This window comes from Actinopolymorpha cephalotaxi (assembly GCF_013408535.1).
Taxonomy (GTDB): domain Bacteria; phylum Actinomycetota; class Actinomycetes; order Propionibacteriales; family Actinopolymorphaceae; genus Actinopolymorpha; species Actinopolymorpha cephalotaxi.
In genome coordinates, this window is the sequence record NZ_JACBZA010000001.1 from 2,622,380 (window position 1) to 2,638,253 (window position 15,874).

Here is a 15,874-nt window from a genome sequence, read left to right on the forward strand (position 1 = left end):
GCGTTCCGCCATCCCGGCATCATGCCGCCCGGATCCGACATCCCCGGGACGACCGCGGTACCGCGCGTTCCGGTTACCCTCCCGTTCGTGCTCATCCTGTTGCCGCCCTCGGAGGGCAAGGCCGCCCCCGGCAGAGGACGTCCGGTCGACCTGGACTCGCTGTCGCTGCCCGAACTCACCCCGGCCCGTACGAAGGTCCTCGACGCGCTGGCCGGTCTGTGCGGCGACACGGAGCGGACCGACGAGGCGATGGCAGTGCTCGGGCTGTCCGCGAGCCAGCGCGGCGAGGTCGAACGCGACGCGCGCCTGCGCGACGCGCCGACGCTGCCGGCGGCCAGGCTGTACACCGGAGTGCTGTACGACGCACTCGACTTGGCCTCGCTCGGGGCGGTACAGCGTCGCCGGGCGCAGCGCTTCCTGCTGGTCTGCTCCGGCCTGTGGGGCGCGGTCCGGTTGCGTGACCGCATTCCGGCGTACCGCTGCTCGATGACGGTCCGGTTGCCCGGCGTCGGCCCGCTGGGCGCCTTCTGGCGGGAGAGCATGCCGGCCGCGATCGCCGGTGCTGCCGGCCGCGGGCTGGTGCTGGACCTGCGCTCCTCGGCGTACGCCACCGCCTGGACGCCCACCGGCGAACTGGCCGGGCGCACCGCGACCGTGCGGGTGCTGCAGGAGACGCGGCCCGGCGACGCCTCCAGCCGTACCGTCGTCAGCCACTTCAACAAGGCCACCAAGGGCCGGCTGGTCCGCGACCTGCTGAACAGCGACGACACCCCACGCCGCCCCGCCGACCTGGTCGAGGTGCTGCGGGGGCTGGGCTACCAGGTCGAGGCCGAGCGCCCCGAGCGCGGACGTCCCTGGCCGCTGGACGTCGTGGTCACCTCCGTCTGAACGGCCCGCCGGGGAACGGCCGCAGACTCAGGTGCTTCCGTCCGGCCGGCCCCGGAACGTCGCGGCCGATCCGTCGACGACCCTCGGCGCACGGAACGTGACCGGTGACGAGCGCGGACCGCACATGACGCGAACGAACGACACAAACGACGAGAGCTCGTCACCGGCGTCGGCGACGAGCTCTCGATCTGCAGTGCTTTCGGTGGGCGATACTGGGATCGAACCAGTGACCTCTTCGGTGTGAACGAAGCGCTCTCCCGCTGAGCTAATCGCCCCTCTTGCACGCCCCGAGCGGGGCGACAGAAACCCTAGCGCATCGCCATCTACCGCAACGACCGGACCCACTCCCAGGCGGAGACGACCGGGCCGGGCCATCCCTGCGTCACCACCCAGGCAGCGGCGGCAGCGGCGACGAGCACCACCACGCCGGCGCCGATCAGGAGATTGCGCCTGCGGGCCTTCGGGTCCATCGCCTTCTCACCGGCGGCGCGGGCCTTGTCCTTCGACCACTCCAGAGTCCGGTGCGCCCACGCGAACTCCGTGGCCAGCACGGCGAGTCCGAGGATGACCGTCAGCCAACCCGGACCGGGCGCGATGAACATGACGAGCCCGGCGACGATGAGGAGTACGCCGACCACGAACACCGCGCCGCGCCACGTGGCGTTGAGCGTGGGGTGGCGGCGGATGCGGCGGCGCGCGCGGTGGTGCCAGCGGATCCGGCGCCAGGGCCGGTGCTTCTTCCCGTGTTCACCGTCGTGCTCGCTGTCGTGCTCACCATCGTGTTCACCGTTGCGCTCGCCGTCGGGTCCGTCCCGATGCTCGCCGTCGTGCTCGCTCTGCGGCTGATGGCCTTCGTGGTCGGCTGATCCCCGATCGTCCGACCCGGGCGGCGTGTCGTTTTCGGTGTCGTTCTCGGAGTTGTCGGCGACGCCTTCGACGCTGTGCCGGTCGGGGCGCGGAGGCGCGACGGCCTGCCGTCCATCGGCCACACCCTCGCCGTGGTCGGTGTGTCGGTAGGCGCTCACGAATCCTCCTGCGTGGTTCTCCGCGCTTCGTCCGTTATGGTTTGAGCGCGGGGCCCGGAGACATAATGCCCCCACTGCCAGTGGTATAGCCGCAGAGCCTACCGTGAGGTCCGACCCCCTTCTGCGGAAGGGAAAACCGCGATCTCGTCTCGCATACTGAGAAGTTTGGCGGGGCGAATTCGACCAGACCGGGACGCACCCACCTTCCCGGTTTGATGCAAGGGACTTTGGAGTAGCAGACTCTCGCGCTATGGCCCTACCGCCGGTCCCGCACCACCCACGGAAAGGCCCCCGCCCCCCGATGGATGCACTCCCCGCTTCGATCACGCACGCGCTGCCGCTTCGTCTCATCGACGGAACGGGAGCCGCGCTGCGGCTGACCGCAGAGCTCCGATACGACGCCGCCGACCCGTATGCCGTCGACGCGGTGTTCCATACCGGCGAACCCCGCGGTGTCCGCTGGGTCTTCGCCAGGGAACTCCTGTCCGAAGGTCTGTTCCGTCCCACCGGTGACGGTGACGTGCACGTTTCGCCCCTCGTGGACGAGACGGGCCGCGCCATCGTGCTCATCGAGCTCCGCTCCCCCGACGGGGAGGCGGTGCTCCATGCTCCGGCGGACGGCCTCGCGACCTTCCTGCAGAGCACGTACTCGCTGATCCCCCCGGGTGAGGAGAGCGGGCACGTCGACCTCGACCTGCTGGTCGAGGAACTGCGTCGCAGCTCCGGCCCGGCGGTCTAGCCAGGCTACGCGCGGATCGACCCCGGCCCACCTCTGGGTGGTCCGGGGTCGATTCGACGTTGCGTACGGAACCTCGGCACAGTCGCGCGGTCACGGTGTGTCGCCGGCCGCGCTCCGGTCAGGGATCGATCCGGTCGGCCGCCGCGCGGGCGAACTCCGCCATCACGCGCGCGGTCACCGGACCGGGAGCGGTGAGCTTCCGCCCGTCCAGTGAGTTCACCGCCTGCACGTCGCGGGTGGTCGAGGTGAGGAAGAGCTCCTCCGCCTCCTCCAGCGCGCTCATCGGCAGGTCCTTCTCGTACGCCCCGCACCACTCCAGCACCAGGGCGCGGGTCACGCCGGCCAGGCAGCCCGCCGACAGTGGCGGGGTGTAGACCTCTCCGCCGAGTACGACGAACAGGTTCGAGCCCGTCCCCTCGCACACGTTGCCGACGGTGTTGGCGAACAACGCCTCGGTCGCGCCGCGTTCGCGCGCGTGGGCGAGCGCGACGACGTTCTCCGCGTACGACGTCGTCTTCAGCCCGGCCAGGGCGCCGCGCTCGTTGCGCGGCCACGGAACGGTGGCCAGTGCGGTGGAGTCGGGGCGGGCCGCCAGGTCGGCGATCGCCACCATCAGGGTCAGCCCCTGGTCGCCGCGTTCGGACCCGAGCGGCGCGGGCCCGCCGGTGACGGTGATGCGCAGCCGGCCGTCGGGCTGGTCCCACGCGTCCAGGACGGCCGAGACGCCGCGGCGTACGGCGGCCAGGTCGAGCCCGGTGAGCCCGAGGCCGTTCGCGGAGCGGGCCAGCCGGTCCAGGTGCCTGGTGAGTGCGAACGGCCGGCCGGCGACGACCTTGAGCGTCTCGAACACACCGTCGCCGACGGTGACGCCGTGGTCCAGCGGAGCCAGCGCGGGTGCGTACGGATCCTCGACGAGGCGGTCGTCGACCCAAACTCTCATTCTGCGCACACGTCCCTTTCTGCGACGTTCGACCTGACCTAGGTCGCCGTTGGCCAGCACGGCCAGCCTATGGCCCCGGGCGGGCACCCACGGATACCTACCCTCCGAACCATGGGGGGTCGTGGACGGCCCGGGCGGGCGCTGTCTGCCCGGGCGAAGGAGCTCGTGTCGTACGCCGTCGTAGGGGCACTCGCCCTGGGCGCGGGGTGTTCCGCACCGCCGGGCGCCGGCCAGGGCCGACCGGCCGGCGGCGCCTCGTGGGTCTCGGCGCCGGCTGGCTCGGGGACGACTCACACCCCGGCCGGCACGTCACGAAAGCCCCACACCCCGGCGGCCCGGGTCACGCCTCCGCACGCGCGGGAGCCCATCACGCTGTCGTTCGCCGGCGACATCCACTTCCAGAACCAGCTCAGGCCGCGGCTGGCGAACCCGGGGACCGCGCTGGCTCCCCTGCGACCGGAGCTGTCCGGTGCCGACCTCACCGTCGCGAACCTGGAGACGGCGATCACCACCCGTGGCCGGGCCGAGGACAAGCGCTACCGGTTCCGGGCGCCGCCGAGCGCCTTCGCCGCGGTGGCCGCCGCCGGGATCGACGTGGTGACGATGGCCAACAACCACGCTGTCGACTACGGGCCGGTCGGGCTGCGGGACACCCTCGCCGCGGCTGCGCACGCTCCGGTGGCCGTGGTCGGCATCGGGTCGGACGCCACCCAGGCGTTCGCGCCGTACGTGACCCGGATCCGGGGTACGACGGTCGCGGTGATCGGCGCGGACGCGGTGCCGGACCCCACCACCCGGCACTTCGCCGCGGACGACGACAGCGCCGGAATCGCGGTGGCCGTACGGCCGGACCGGCTGGTGGCCGTCGTGCGGGCGGCCCGGCGTAACGCGGACGTGGTGGTGGTCTACCTCCACTGGGGCCAGGAACGGGTCGGCTGTCCCACCTCCGACCAGCGCGAGCTCGCCCGGCGGCTCGCCGAGGCCGGAGCCGACGTCGTGGTGGGCAGCCACGCGCACATCCAGTTGGGCGCGGGGAAGCTGGACGGCACCTTCGTGGCGTACGGCCTGGGCAACTTCGTGTGGTACTCCCGGAACAGCCGGCGCGAGTCGACGACAGGTGTGCTCACCCTGACCATGGAGGGGCGGTCGGTGCGCGGGGCTCGCTGGACGCCGGGCCGGGTCGGCGCAGACGGGCTGCCCCGATTCACCGCCGGTGACCAGGCTGAACGCCTGCGCCGGGAGTTCGCGGATCTGACCGGCTGCACCGGTTTGGGACGGATAGGGACACCCCCGGTTTGAGCCCGGCGTGGGATCCGATAATGTTCACTGCGCGTCGAGGAAACAGCTCGGGGCACATGCGGACGTAGCGCAGCTGGTAGCGCATCACCTTGCCAAGGTGAGGGTCGCGGGTTCGAATCCCGTCGTCCGCTCGGAGCGGGCCTGGGGCTTGGGTTTTGATCCAGGTCAGCAGGGCGGCGCCGTTGGTGGAGTGGCCGAGAGGCGAGGCAACGGCCTGCAAAGCCGTGTACACGGGTTCAAATCCCGTCTCCACCTCCAACCCCCTCGCACCATGCGGGCGATTAGCTCAGTGGGAGAGCGCTACCTTGACACGGTAGAGGTCACTGGTTCAATCCCAGTATCGCCCACCCCGTATACGCAGTTCGGGCCCCGCTTCGGCGGGGCCTTTTGCTTGTCCGGCCCCGGCTCGTCCCGCCGGCCGCTCCGATGTGAACGATCTTCGGTCACCGACCGCCCACTCGGTCCACTTCCGCTCAGGCTTGCCACCGCCAGTAAGGTAAAGGGACGGTAAAGCGAGCGGAGGAGGTGGCGCATCGTGCGTTCCTCCCCCGGCTCTGCCCGAGCGGGCCGCCTCCGGCACCGACGCAACCCGTCGGCCCCACCGGCCCCACCGGCCCCATCGGTCCCGGCAACGCGGTCCGCTCACTCCGCCCTGCTCCTGCTGAGTGTGCTGGCCGTGCTGTTCGGGACCCTGCTGACCGGCCCCGAGCCCGCCGTCAGTCCTCCCCCGGCCCTGCGCGCCTCCGCCGCCGGCACCACCCACGCCTCGAACCCGGCCGGCGAACCCGTTGCCACCGCGGTCGCCGGCGGTGAGCACACCGCCACGTCCGCGTCACCGGCGCCGGACCACGGCGAGCGACCCGACGCGGCAGTGTCCGCCGGGGCACCGCTGATCTCCTGGGTGCACGGACTCAACTCCACCCTCCCCGACCAGGCGCCGACGCTCGGCGTCTCCGCCGCCACCGCGCCCCCGCCCGGGGCCACCCGGCAGGTGCACGCCGCCCTCACCGACCACCACCCGAGCCGCGCACCTCCGCAGGCCTGACGAGCCGACTCCGTCCGCCTGAGCTCTCCGCACGCCCCGGTACGCCCGTGCGTGCGCATCATCCGGAGGTCCGACCCGTGAACCGCTCCTGCGCGGTGCACGGCGTGGTCGCGCACCCCGGCCGGCCTGTCACCAGGCTCCGCGCCGGCACCTGCTCGTTCGTGGCTTCCCGCCACGACCACCGCGCCGTGACCCCACCCTCGCCGCCCACGCTCTCGCCGCCCACCCCACCGTCATGAGCGCCGCCGAGCTCAACGTCGTCCTCGCGGGCGCGATGCTCGTCCTGCTCGCCGCGACGGCCGCGGTCCGGCTGTCGGCGAAGGCGGGCCTGCCCACCCTGCTGGTCTACCTCGCCATCGGGCTGGTGATCGGCGAGGCCGGGCTCGGCCTGGAGTTCGAGGACGCCCAGCTCACCCAGAACCTCGGCCTGATCGCGCTCGCGGTGATCCTCGCCGAGGGCGGGCTCACCACCCGCTGGTCGGCGATCCGGCCGGTCGTCGAGGTCAGCGCGATCCTGGCCACCCTGGGCGTGGCGATCAGCGTCGCGGTCACCGCGTTCGTCGCCCATGCGGCCCTGGGCTTCGACTGGCGTACGTCGATCCTGCTCGCCGCCGCGGTCGGGTCCACCGACGCGGCCGCGGTGTTCTCCGTACTCCGCCGGCTGCCGCTGCCGAGCCGGCTCGGCGCGACCCTGGAGGCGGAGTCGGGGTTCAACGACCCGCCGGTGGTCATCCTGGTGACGCTGGTGGTCTCCGACGCCTGGACCCAGGCCAACCCGTTCGTCGCGCTCGGCCAGGTGGGCTACCAGCTGGTCGTCGGGGTCCTGGTCGGCCTGGTCGTCGGCCGGTTCGCCCAGTGGGTGCTGTCCCGCAGCGCGCTGCCGGCCGCGGGGCTGTATCCGATCGCGACCCTCGCCATGGCGCTGCTCGCCTACGCCGGAGCCGGGATGCTCAACGCCAGCGGACTGCTGGCGGCGTACGTCACCGGGTTGTGGCTCGGCAACGCACGCCTGCCGCACCGGCGGGCCACCCTGGGATTCGCCGAGGGCACCGCCTGGCTGGCCCAGATCGGGCTGTTCGTCCTGCTCGGGCTGCTGGTCAGCCCGGCCCGGCTGGCCGCGGCCCTGGTGCCGGCACTGGTCGTCGGAGGCGCGCTGCTGTTGCTGGCCCGGCCGCTGACCGTGCTCATCTGTACGACCGGATTCCGGGTGCCGTGGCGCGAGAAGGTGTTCATGTCCTGGGCCGGGCTGCGGGGAGCGGTGCCGATCGTGGTGGCCACCTTCCCGCTCAGCGCGGGCCTGCCCGCGGCCACCATGATCTTCGACGTCGTCTTCGTCCTGGTGGTGGTCTTCACCCTGATCCAGGGACCCACGCTGCCGTTCCTCGCCCGGTGGCTGGGGATCGGCTCCGCCGGGCAGGCGCTGGACCTGACCGTGGAGTCGGCCCCGCTGGAGGAGGCGGATGCCGAACTGCTCCAGGTCGGCGTACCACCGGGGTCCCGCCTCGTCGGCGTCTACGTCGACGAGCTGCGGCTGCCCACCGGCGCCGCGGTCAGCCTCGTCGTCCGCACCGGCGGGGCGTTCGTTCCCACCGGCCACACCGTCGTCCGGTCCGGGGACCAGCTGCTGGTGGTCACCACGACGAGCGCGCGGCCGCAGACCGAACGCCGGTTGCGAGCAGTGGGCCGGGCCGGGCGGCTGGCCCGGTGGTTCGGCGAACACGGCGAGGACCCACCGCCTGCCGCCACCATCCGCCCGCGCACCTTCCGCCCGCGAACCAGGACGGACATCTCATGACCCTGACAGCAGTCCTCGCCGTAGGCATCTTCGTCATCGCCTACGTGTTCATCGCCACCGAGAAGGTGAACCGGGTCACGGCGGCGCTGGCCGGCGCCGGCCTGATGGCGCTGGCCGGCATCGTCGACGCCCACTCCGCGTTCTTCGCCGAGGAGACCGGCGTGGAGTGGAACGTCATCTTCCTGCTGCTCGGGATGATGATCATCGTCAGCATCCTCAAACAGACCGGGCTGTTCCAGTTCCTCGCGATCTGGGCGGCGAAGCGGGCGCGCGGCCGGCCGTACCGCCTGATGGTCATGCTCCTGCTCATCACCGCGGTGCTGTCGCCGTTCCTGGACAACGTGACCACGGTGCTGCTGATCGCCCCGGTCACGGTGCTGGTCTGCCGGCGGCTCGGGCTCCCGGTCGCGCCGTACCTCATCGCGGAGGCCCTGGTCTCCAACATCGCCGGCACCGCCACCCTGATCGGCGACCCGCCGAACATCATCATCGGCACCCGCGCCGGCCTGTCGTTCAACGACTTCCTGTTCAACCTCGCACCGATCGTGGTCGTCCTCGTCGGTGTGTTCCTGCTGATGTGCCGGTGGCTGTTCAGGGACACCCTGCGCCGCCGGCCGCAGCACGCCGAGGACCTGATGGACCTCGACGAGCGGGAGGCGATCACCGACCCGAAGATGCTGGTCCGGTGCCTCGTCGTGCTGTCGGCGGTGGTGGTCGCGTTCGCGCTGCACTCGGTGTTCCACCTCGAGCCCTCCATCGTCGCGCTGCTCGGCGCCGGGGTGATGGTGGTGGTGTCCGGGACGTCGTCCCAGCAGTTCCTGGAGGAGGTGGAGTGGTCGACCCTGGTGTTCTTCATGGGACTGTTCGTGCTGGTCGGCGGGCTGGTGCGCACCGGCGTGATCGAGTGGCTGGGCGAGGCGGCGATCTCCGCGGTCGGCGGTGAGTACCTCCTCGCCGCGACCGCGCTGCTGTTCGGCTCGGCGGTCCTCGGCGCGTTCGTGGACAACATCCCGTACGTCGCGACGATGGTGCCGATCGTGCAGGGCGTGGTGGACGCGGCGCCCGACCCCGAGCAGGGCACCGCGCTGTGGTGGGCGTTCGCGCTCGGCGCTGACCTCGGCGGCAACGCCACCGCGGTCGCGGCCAGCGCCAACGTCGTGGTCCTCGGCATCGCCGCCCGCAACGGCGAGCGGATCAGCTTCTGGGAGTTCACGAAGTACGGCGCGATCGTCACCGTGGTGACGGTGTCGCTGGCCTGGCCCTACGTCTGGCTGCGCTACTTCGCCTTCGGCTGAGGGGAGACGTCGCCGGCCCTGTCGCCGGCCCTGTCGTCGGCCCTGTCGCCGGCCCGGTCGGTCAGGTCGTCGGTGAGGTCGTCGGGGTTGCGCGCCTCCAGCGGGTGCTCCCCGGCGGTCACGCCGGGAAACACCTCGGTCCGGCGCGGAGACGCCTCCCGCGGCGCCTCCGCCCCGTCCGCCACCCGGCGGCGGGCCTCGGCCCGGCGTTCCAGATGGGCGTGCAGGGTCGCGTTGAACGCCGCACCGACCAGCAGCGAGATCACCACGACGTACAACCACAACAACACCACGATCGGCGCGGCCAGCGGCCCGTAGATCGAGGTGCCGCCGATGGTCTGGGTGAGCGTGGTCCGCAGCACCCAGCCACCGGCGAGCCACATCACCATGGCCACCGCGGCGCCGCCGAAGTCGTGCCGCCAGGGAGTTCGCTCCGGCAGCGCCAGGTGGTAGAGCGTGGCGAGGAACCCGGTGGAGGCCACCACCACGACCGGCCAGTACAACGAGACCAGGAACTGCAGCCGCGACGGCAGGAACGAGTCGACCAGCGTCGGGCCGGCCAGCACCAGCGGGATGACCACGATGCCGATGGCCAGGGCCACGACGTACATCGAGAACGACAGCACCCTGGTCCGGACGATGCCGCGCCGACCGCCGAAGCCGTACATGATCGTGATCGTGTCGATGAGGACGTTCAGCGCCCGCGAGCCCGACCACAGCGCGAGCACGAACCCGATCGAGATGACGTCGGCGCGGCCGCGGTCGAGGACGGCGTTCAGCGTGGGGACGATCACCCGCTGGACGCTGTCCTCGGTGAGGGCGCCGCGGGCGATGTCGACCAGCTGGCCCTTGACCTCGTTGATCGCGTGGGGGCCGAAGCCGCCCACGACATAGCCGACGGATCCGGCGAGCCCGAAGACGAGGGGCGGAAGGGACAGGATGGCGAAGAACGCGCCCTCCGCGGCCAGGCCGGTCACGCGGTAGCGCAGGCAGGTGGCGACCGTCCCCCGGACCAGGCGCCACGCGAGCGTACGGCGGACCCGGCGACGGATCCTGACCACTCTTCGCGCCCCCACGGGTCCGGCCCTCATGAGGCATACCGTAACGACATGAACCCAACGGGCCCCGCGACGTCCCGTACCACCGGCACCGGCGAGTCCGCGGCCCGGTCCGGCGGCCGGTCCGGTGGGCGGCGGTTCGCGACCCACACGGTGTCCAACCAGCCGCCGCCACTGGCACCCCACGACGCGCTCGCCGCCGACCACGCGCTCGGCGAGGCACTCGACCGCTGGTGCCGCCCGGGACTCGCCGCCCCCGGTGGGCAGCTCGCCGAGATCGGCGCGCTGGCCGGGTCGGAGCAGGCCCGGGAGTGGGCGTTCGACGCCCACCGGCACCCGCCGCGCCTGGTCACCCACGACCGCTACGGCGAACGCGCCGACGAGGTGGAGTTCCACCCCTCGTGGCACCACCTGCTCGGGCGGGCGGTCGGCTGGGGCCTGCACGGGGCGGCGTGGACCGCCGGGGAGGCCACGCCCCACCTGGCCCGGGCCGCCGGCTTCTACCTGTGGAGCCAGGCCGAGGCCGGGCACGGCTGCCCGGTGTCGATGACGTACGCCGCGGTGCCGGCGCTGCGCGCGGAGGAGTCCCTGTCCGCCGCGTGGACGCCGCTGCTGTCCTCCACCGCGTACGACCCGGGGCTGCGGCCGGCCGCCGGCAAGCGGGGCGCGCTGGCCGGGATGGCGATGACGGAGAAGCAGGGCGGCTCGGACGTACGTTCCAACACCACGCGGGCCGACCCGGCCGGCGCCGGAGGTGGTGACGGTACTGACGGGGTTGACGGGGGTGGTGGGGAGTACGTCCTGACCGGGCACAAGTGGTTCTGCTCGGCGCCGATGAGCGACGTGTTCCTCGTGCTGGCCCAGGCGCCCGGCGGGCTCACCTGCTTCGTGCTGCCGCGGGTGCTGCCCGACGGCACCCGCAACGCACTCCGGTTGGTACGGCTGAAGGACAAGCTCGGCAACCGGTCCAACGCCTCCGCCGAGGTGGAGTTCGAGGGTGCCCTGGCGAGCCGCCTCGGTCCGGAGGGGCGCGGCGTGGCGACGATCCTGTCGATGGTGAACGCCACCCGGCTGGACTGCGTACTCGGCTCGGCCGCCCTGATGCGCCGGGCGGTCGGCGAGGCGATCTGGCACGCCACGCACCGGTGGGCGTTCGGCCGCCCCCTCGCCGACCAGCCCGCGATGGCGAACGTGCTCGCCGACCTGGCGCTGGAACAGGAGGCCGCGACCACGCTGGCGATGCGGCTCGCCGCCGCGACGGACGCGGCGGAGACCGACCCGGGCGAGCGGGCGCTGCTGCGGATCGCGCTGCCGGCGGCGAAGTACCACGTGTGCAAGCGTGCCTCGGCGGTGGCCGCGGAGGCGCTGGAGTGCCTCGGCGGCAACGGGTACGTCGAGGAGTCCGGCATGCCGATGCTGTTCCGGGAGTCGCCGCTGAACTCCGTCTGGGAGGGCGCGGGCTCGGTCCAGGCACTCGACGTGCTCCGTGCGCTGCGACGCGAACCCGACGCCCTGACCGCCTGGCTGGGTGAGATCGCGCCCGCCCGCGGCGCCGACCCGCGCCTGGACCGCGCGGTGGAGGACCTGCTGACCTCGCTCGCCGACCTGTCCGAACCGGAGTACACGGCTCGCCGGCTGGCCGAGCGCATCGCCGTCGTCTTCCAGGGCGCGCTGCTGGTGAGGTACGCCCCGCCGGAGGTCGCGGACGCGTTCTGCGCCTCCCGGCTGGGCCCGGGTGGGTGCGCGACGTTCGGCACGCTCCCCCGCGGAACCGGCGCGGCGGCCATCGTCGACCGCGCCACGCCCGCCGCCCTCCCGCGCTGACGGGGGTTTCCGGTCGGGCCCGGCGCTTCGGCCACCACAGCGTTCAGCCGCGGGGCCGGTCCGGCGTGAACGTGACCGCGTACGGCACGGCCGCGGTGAACGGCTCGCCCGCCGCGACGCGCGCCACGATGCCGTAGTGGTCCGGAGCGACCAGCGCGGAGACGACGACCGTGCCGTCCGGCTCGATCCGCCAGTAGGCCGGGATCCCGGCGCGGGCGTACTTCAGCGCCCGGGTGCCCCGCGCGAGGTCTCCGGCGCGGTCCCCCTCGACCTCGACCACCAGCCCCACCTCCGCGGCGGCGCTCCACTCGGCCGGCTCGTCCGCTCGGGGGGTGAACACCGCGAGATCCGGGCGCAGCCGCCCGTCGGGCACCAGGACTCCGGGGCCGGTCGCCACCCGCCACCCCTTCGGCGCCGCCGCCGTGAGGACGGCCGCGTAGGCCGCGACCGTGCGGTCGTGCGCGGCCCCGGCCGGCGGAGTGATCAGGACGCTTCCGTCCACCCACTCGCAGCGGCTGCCCGGCCCGGCGACCGCCTCCCACCGTGCGAGGTCGGCTCCTCCGGCCGCTCCGCCGGTTGAGTCAGTCGTGTCGGCTGTGTCAGTCGGGTCGGTCGTACGCGGGCCCTGCCCGGCGTCGGCCACCGGCGCGTTCGGCCGGTCCGCGGACACCTTCTCCGGTGGCCGGGCGGCTCCGGCGGCGACCAGTCTCAGGGCGTCGGCCAGATCCCGGCCGGTCGGCGCGCGGTCGGCGTCGGCGAGCCACTGCACCAGCAGGCCGATGAGCAGCGCGTCGTAGAACGCGCCGACCTTCCACGCCGTCGCGCGGTCGGCGCCGGGGTTCAGTCCCTCGAACAACGCGGCCAGCCCGAACCTCGCCCCTTCGATGGCCTCGGCGAAGAACTCCCGGAACTCCGGGTCGTGTTCGAGCCGGGCGACCATCTCGAACTGCGTGGCCCACAGCGACCGGTGGTCGGCGAAGGACTCCAGGACGCGGGTCCAGTTGGCCTCGAACCGGCCGAGGGAGCCGGCCGGAGTGCTGTCGCCCGCCTCTTTGTCCCGGTCGCCACGGGCTGCGGGCTCGGGCGGAGTGAGGGCGCGTTCCAGCTCCTCGCTCCATGCGTGCGTCGTCGCCATCATCGCCGCGCGCAGGAGCGCGTCGGTGGAGCCGAAGTGGTAGCCGATCGAGGCGAGGCTGACGCCGGAGGCCGCAGCGATGTCGCGGGCCGTGGTGCGCGCGTAGCCCTTCTCCCGCAGGCACTGCTGGGCGCCGGCAAGGAGGTCCTCCCGATTTCCCATGGCGGCGAGCCTAGCCGTTCTGACGTACATACGTCTTGCACATACGTACTAGACAAATGTCTAACACGGGATCTACGGTCGTCGGAAGGGCGGGCGCGGACACGCACACCCGCGAACGACGGAGGGGACTTCGGGCGATGACCACCACCACGAGCGAGCCGAACGCGAACGAGACCGGGCGGCCGCCGGCCATCGGCGGGCCGGCCCAGGCTCACCCGCCGCGAGGAAAGCGGCGCCCACGCACCCGCCGGCAGACCGTCGGCGTGGTAGTGCTCCTGCTCGCGGCCGCGGGCTTTCTCGCCTACTCGCTGCCGCCGTACCTCGGACTCGACCCGAGCAGGGCCCGGCTGCCGGTGCCGGCGGGCTTCCCGGCGTACTACCCGCTGCTGGTCACGCACATCTTCTGCGGGTCGGTCGCCCTGGTCACCGGCTGCCTGCAACTGTGGCCGTGGCTGCGCCGGCGTCACCCGGCGGTGCACCGGTGGAGCGGCCGGGCGTACTTCTTCGGCGGCGTCCTCCCCGCCGGGGTCGCCATCCTCGGTGTCGCTCCACTGAGCTTCACCGGCGTGGTCGGCCAGGTCTCCAACACGATGCTCGCGGTGCTGTGGCTGCCGTTCACGATCGCGGGCTACCGCGCGGCCCGGCAGCGCCGGTACGCCGACCACCGGCGCTGGATGGTGCGTAGCTTCGCGCTCACCACCTCGATCGTGCTGAACCGCGTCTGGCTGGTGGTGTGGATCATGGTGCTGATGCCCCGGCTGTCCACGCAGTACGGCGGTGACATGGACGCGCTCGTCCTGGACGCCGGGCTGGTGAGCGGCTGGATGAGCTGGACGGTCAACCTCCTGGTCGCGGAGTGGTGGCTCCAGCGCGGCGGCCGGGCGACCCGGCGCGCTCGACGTGCACGTGCCGTCGCCGCCTGACGAGCCGGACCGAGGCCGGCGATGATCTACACGTTCTGGACGTACTGGAGGTAATGCGCCACCCCGTCGCCGAAGGACCAGTCGGCCGACTCGTTCTCCGTGACGGACACGAACACGTTGCGCGGCTCGGTCCCGGCGTACTCCTGGGCAAGCTCGGCGATCCTGCGGTACAGCGCCTGCTTGCGCTCGGCCGTGCGACCGGACCGCATGGTGATCCCGACGAACACCAGGTCGTCGTCGCGGTGCACGCCGAGGAAACCGGGGTCGTAACGCAGGGTGCCGGTGGCGCCGTCGTGACTGGTGAGCACCTGGAACAGGTCGCCCGGCGGGATGGCGATGGTCTGGACCAGGGCGTCGTGCACGGCACGGCCGAGTGCGTCGAGCCGGTCACTGCCGGCCCGCAGTGCGTCGATGCGGACGAAAGGCATGTCGAGGGTCTCCGTTCGGGTCACCGGCCGGGTCACCGGCCAGGCATGGACAGGCGCAGCACCTCGTAGCGTTCGGTGAGCTCCTCGGCGGTGGGCTCGCCGCCGTCGGCCGGCGCCTCGTCCCGCCACAGCACGAACCGCACCGCCTGCCAGTGGTGTGGGTCGACGGCCAGGACGGCACTGTGCACGTCGTCCCGGGCGGCGAGCTCCCGCAGAGCCGCGGTCTGCCGCTCGGTCCACGCCGCCAGGCCCAGGCCCGTCCGGTCGGAGTCGGGGTCGACGGGCACGGTGGCGACCAGGCGGGAGGCCGCTCTCGGGACCTCCGCCCGGGCAGGGCCCGGGTGGCAGGCGACCCCGGTCCAGTGCCGGACGAGCGGCCGGCCGAAGTCGCGGACGATGTTCTGGAACCCGCCACCGCCGAGCAGGAAGTGGGTCATCGCGCCGGTGTCGTTCCACAGGTAGAACGGCGCGTACTGGTTGACCGGCGAGCCGTCGACCCCGCGTTCGCGGATGACGTACGCCTTCAGGCCGAGGCCGACGCGGTCGTCGAGCACGTGACCGCCGAGCGCCACCCGCTTCCGGATGACGGCCATGTCGTAGTCGGCGGGCAGGGTGAGTTCGTACTGCATGGCATACACGGCTGTCGCCTCTCGGCTCGGTCGGTTCGGCCCGGGTCGGTTCGGCCCGGGTCGGATCGTTTCGTCCCGACGGCTCAGCTGTCCCGCCCGACCTCGCGCCGGGTGGACGTGTCGTAGGCGGTGAGGAGGTGCAGGACCCCGGCGACCGCCCGGTCGAACAGCTCGGCCGAGCCGGCGGCGCGGGCCAGTACGTAGCCGCCCTGCAGGGTCGCGACGACAGTGGCGGCGGTGCTCTCCGGATCCAGGTCGGGAACAAGCTCGCCACGGTCCCGGCCCTCCCGGAGGACCCCGGCGATCCGCCCGGCCAGCCAGGAGAAGGTCTCCCGTACCGGCTCGCGCAGAGTGGCGTCGGCCATCACGTCCGGGTCCTGGGTGAGCCGCCCGACCGGGCACCCCCGCAGCACGTCCCGCTCCCTGTGCAGGTAGGCGGCGACCCGCTCCAGTGCCGGGCCGGGCGCGCCGAGCAGCGCCTCGGCGGTCGCCCGCAGCTCCTCGGCCGTACGCCCGATCGCGGCGCGGGCGAGGTCGGGCTTGCCGGCGAAGTGGTGGTACATGCTGCCCTGGCCGGCACCGGCCCGCTGCTGGATCGCCCTGGGGCTGGTGCCGACGTAGCCGCGCTCCCACAGCAGCTCGCGCGTGCTCTCGATCAGCCGGTCCGCACTCGTCACGGCGTCAGCATA

General features: G+C 72.7%; 15 protein-coding genes and 4 tRNA genes. 11 read left to right on the top strand and 8 right to left on the bottom strand.

Going from position 1 to position 15,874, the window contains the following annotated elements; all coding sequences use genetic code 11:
- Positions 1 to 87: 87 nt before the first annotated feature.
- The gene (yaaA, locus tag FHR37_RS11745) at positions 88 to 888 is read left to right on the top strand and encodes a peroxide stress protein YaaA (protein WP_092882868.1); all 801 of its coding nucleotides are present in this window, start codon (positions 88 to 90) and stop codon (positions 886 to 888) included.
- A gap of 203 nt (positions 889 to 1,091) precedes the next feature.
- On the opposite strand, the gene FHR37_RS11750 is transcribed toward yaaA, so the two are convergent.
- Together FHR37_RS11750 and FHR37_RS11755 are read right to left on the bottom strand one after the other, a co-directional pair.
- A tRNA-Val gene (locus FHR37_RS11750) sits at positions 1,092 to 1,163 on the bottom strand.
- Between the two features lie 48 nt (positions 1,164 to 1,211).
- Complete coding sequence (locus FHR37_RS11755) at positions 1,212 to 1,913, bottom strand: TIGR02611 family protein (protein WP_202818003.1); 702 nt, start codon at positions 1,911 to 1,913, stop codon at positions 1,212 to 1,214.
- A 301-nt stretch (positions 1,914 to 2,214) separates the two neighbouring features.
- Between FHR37_RS11755 and FHR37_RS11760 the strand changes: the two genes are divergently transcribed.
- Positions 2,215 to 2,652 (top strand): SsgA family sporulation/cell division regulator, encoded by a 438-nt coding sequence (locus tag FHR37_RS11760; protein ID WP_092882710.1) that lies wholly within the window; start codon positions 2,215 to 2,217, stop codon positions 2,650 to 2,652.
- Between the two features lie 118 nt (positions 2,653 to 2,770).
- On the opposite strand, the gene FHR37_RS11765 is transcribed toward FHR37_RS11760, so the two are convergent.
- Positions 2,771 to 3,592: an aminotransferase class IV gene (locus tag FHR37_RS11765; protein ID WP_092882709.1), complete on the bottom strand. Its 822-nt coding sequence runs from the start codon at positions 3,590 to 3,592 to the stop codon at positions 2,771 to 2,773.
- A 111-nt stretch (positions 3,593 to 3,703) separates the two neighbouring features.
- On the opposite strand from FHR37_RS11765, the gene FHR37_RS11770 reads away from it, so the two are divergent.
- The 7 genes from FHR37_RS11770 to FHR37_RS11800 all read left to right on the top strand — a co-directional run bounded on the left by FHR37_RS11770 (position 3,704) and on the right by FHR37_RS11800 (position 9,026).
- A complete protein-coding gene (locus FHR37_RS11770) occupies positions 3,704 to 4,891 on the top strand; it encodes a CapA family protein (protein ID WP_139238887.1) in 1,188 nt (395 codons plus the stop codon).
- Positions 4,892 to 4,949: 58 nt separating this feature from the next.
- Positions 4,950 to 5,022: transfer RNA gene (locus FHR37_RS11775), tRNA-Gly, on the top strand.
- Between the two features lie 53 nt (positions 5,023 to 5,075).
- A tRNA-Cys gene (locus FHR37_RS11780) sits at positions 5,076 to 5,149 on the top strand.
- A 17-nt stretch (positions 5,150 to 5,166) separates the two neighbouring features.
- Positions 5,167 to 5,238, top strand: a tRNA-Val gene (locus tag FHR37_RS11785).
- Positions 5,239 to 5,567: 329 nt separating this feature from the next.
- Positions 5,568 to 5,936 carry a hypothetical protein gene (locus FHR37_RS11790; RefSeq protein WP_139238886.1) on the top strand — a complete coding sequence of 123 codons (369 nt, stop codon included), beginning with the start codon at positions 5,568 to 5,570 and terminating at the stop codon, positions 5,934 to 5,936.
- 235 nt (positions 5,937 to 6,171) lie between these two features.
- Entirely contained in the window at positions 6,172 to 7,731 is a 1,560-nt protein-coding gene (locus FHR37_RS11795; RefSeq protein ID WP_092882706.1) for a potassium/proton antiporter, read from the top strand.
- On the top strand, positions 7,728 to 9,026 hold the full coding sequence (locus FHR37_RS11800) for an ArsB/NhaD family transporter (RefSeq protein WP_456237020.1): 1,299 nt from the start codon (positions 7,728 to 7,730) through the stop codon (positions 9,024 to 9,026). The genes FHR37_RS11795 and FHR37_RS11800 overlap by 4 nt, the downstream gene beginning before the upstream one ends.
- Here FHR37_RS11800 and FHR37_RS11805 read toward each other — a convergent pair.
- Positions 9,008 to 10,117, bottom strand: a complete 1,110-nt coding sequence (locus tag FHR37_RS11805) for a YihY/virulence factor BrkB family protein (RefSeq protein WP_237768697.1) — start codon at positions 10,115 to 10,117, stop codon at positions 9,008 to 9,010. The genes FHR37_RS11800 and FHR37_RS11805 overlap by 19 nt on opposite strands.
- 18 nt (positions 10,118 to 10,135) lie before the next feature.
- On the opposite strand from FHR37_RS11805, the gene FHR37_RS11810 reads away from it, so the two are divergent.
- Entirely contained in the window at positions 10,136 to 11,908 is a 1,773-nt protein-coding gene (locus tag FHR37_RS11810) for an acyl-CoA dehydrogenase family protein (protein WP_092882705.1), read from the top strand.
- A gap of 43 nt (positions 11,909 to 11,951) precedes the next feature.
- Here the strand turns inward: FHR37_RS11810 and FHR37_RS11815 are convergent, their stop codons facing one another.
- Positions 11,952 to 13,205 carry a Uma2 family endonuclease gene (locus FHR37_RS11815; protein WP_175542442.1) on the bottom strand — a complete coding sequence of 418 codons (1,254 nt, stop codon included), beginning with the start codon at positions 13,203 to 13,205 and terminating at the stop codon, positions 11,952 to 11,954.
- Between the two features lie 137 nt (positions 13,206 to 13,342).
- Here FHR37_RS11815 and FHR37_RS11820 point away from each other — a divergent pair, with 137 nt between their 5' ends.
- Positions 13,343 to 14,128: a DUF2306 domain-containing protein gene (locus FHR37_RS11820; protein WP_092882704.1), complete on the top strand. Its 786-nt coding sequence runs from the start codon at positions 13,343 to 13,345 to the stop codon at positions 14,126 to 14,128.
- 26 nt (positions 14,129 to 14,154) lie between these two features.
- On the opposite strand, the gene FHR37_RS11825 is transcribed toward FHR37_RS11820, so the two are convergent.
- The 3 genes from FHR37_RS11825 to FHR37_RS11835 form a co-directional block, all read right to left on the bottom strand.
- On the bottom strand, positions 14,155 to 14,556 hold the full coding sequence (locus FHR37_RS11825; RefSeq protein ID WP_092882864.1) for a tautomerase family protein: 402 nt from the start codon (positions 14,554 to 14,556) through the stop codon (positions 14,155 to 14,157).
- 32 nt (positions 14,557 to 14,588) lie between these two features.
- On the bottom strand, positions 14,589 to 15,185 hold the full coding sequence (locus FHR37_RS11830; RefSeq protein ID WP_202818002.1) for a DUF4865 family protein: 597 nt from the start codon (positions 15,183 to 15,185) through the stop codon (positions 14,589 to 14,591).
- An 83-nt stretch (positions 15,186 to 15,268) separates the two neighbouring features.
- Positions 15,269 to 15,862 (bottom strand): TetR/AcrR family transcriptional regulator, encoded by a 594-nt coding sequence (locus FHR37_RS11835; RefSeq protein WP_092882702.1) that lies wholly within the window; start codon positions 15,860 to 15,862, stop codon positions 15,269 to 15,271.
- Positions 15,863 to 15,874 lie beyond the last annotated feature (12 nt).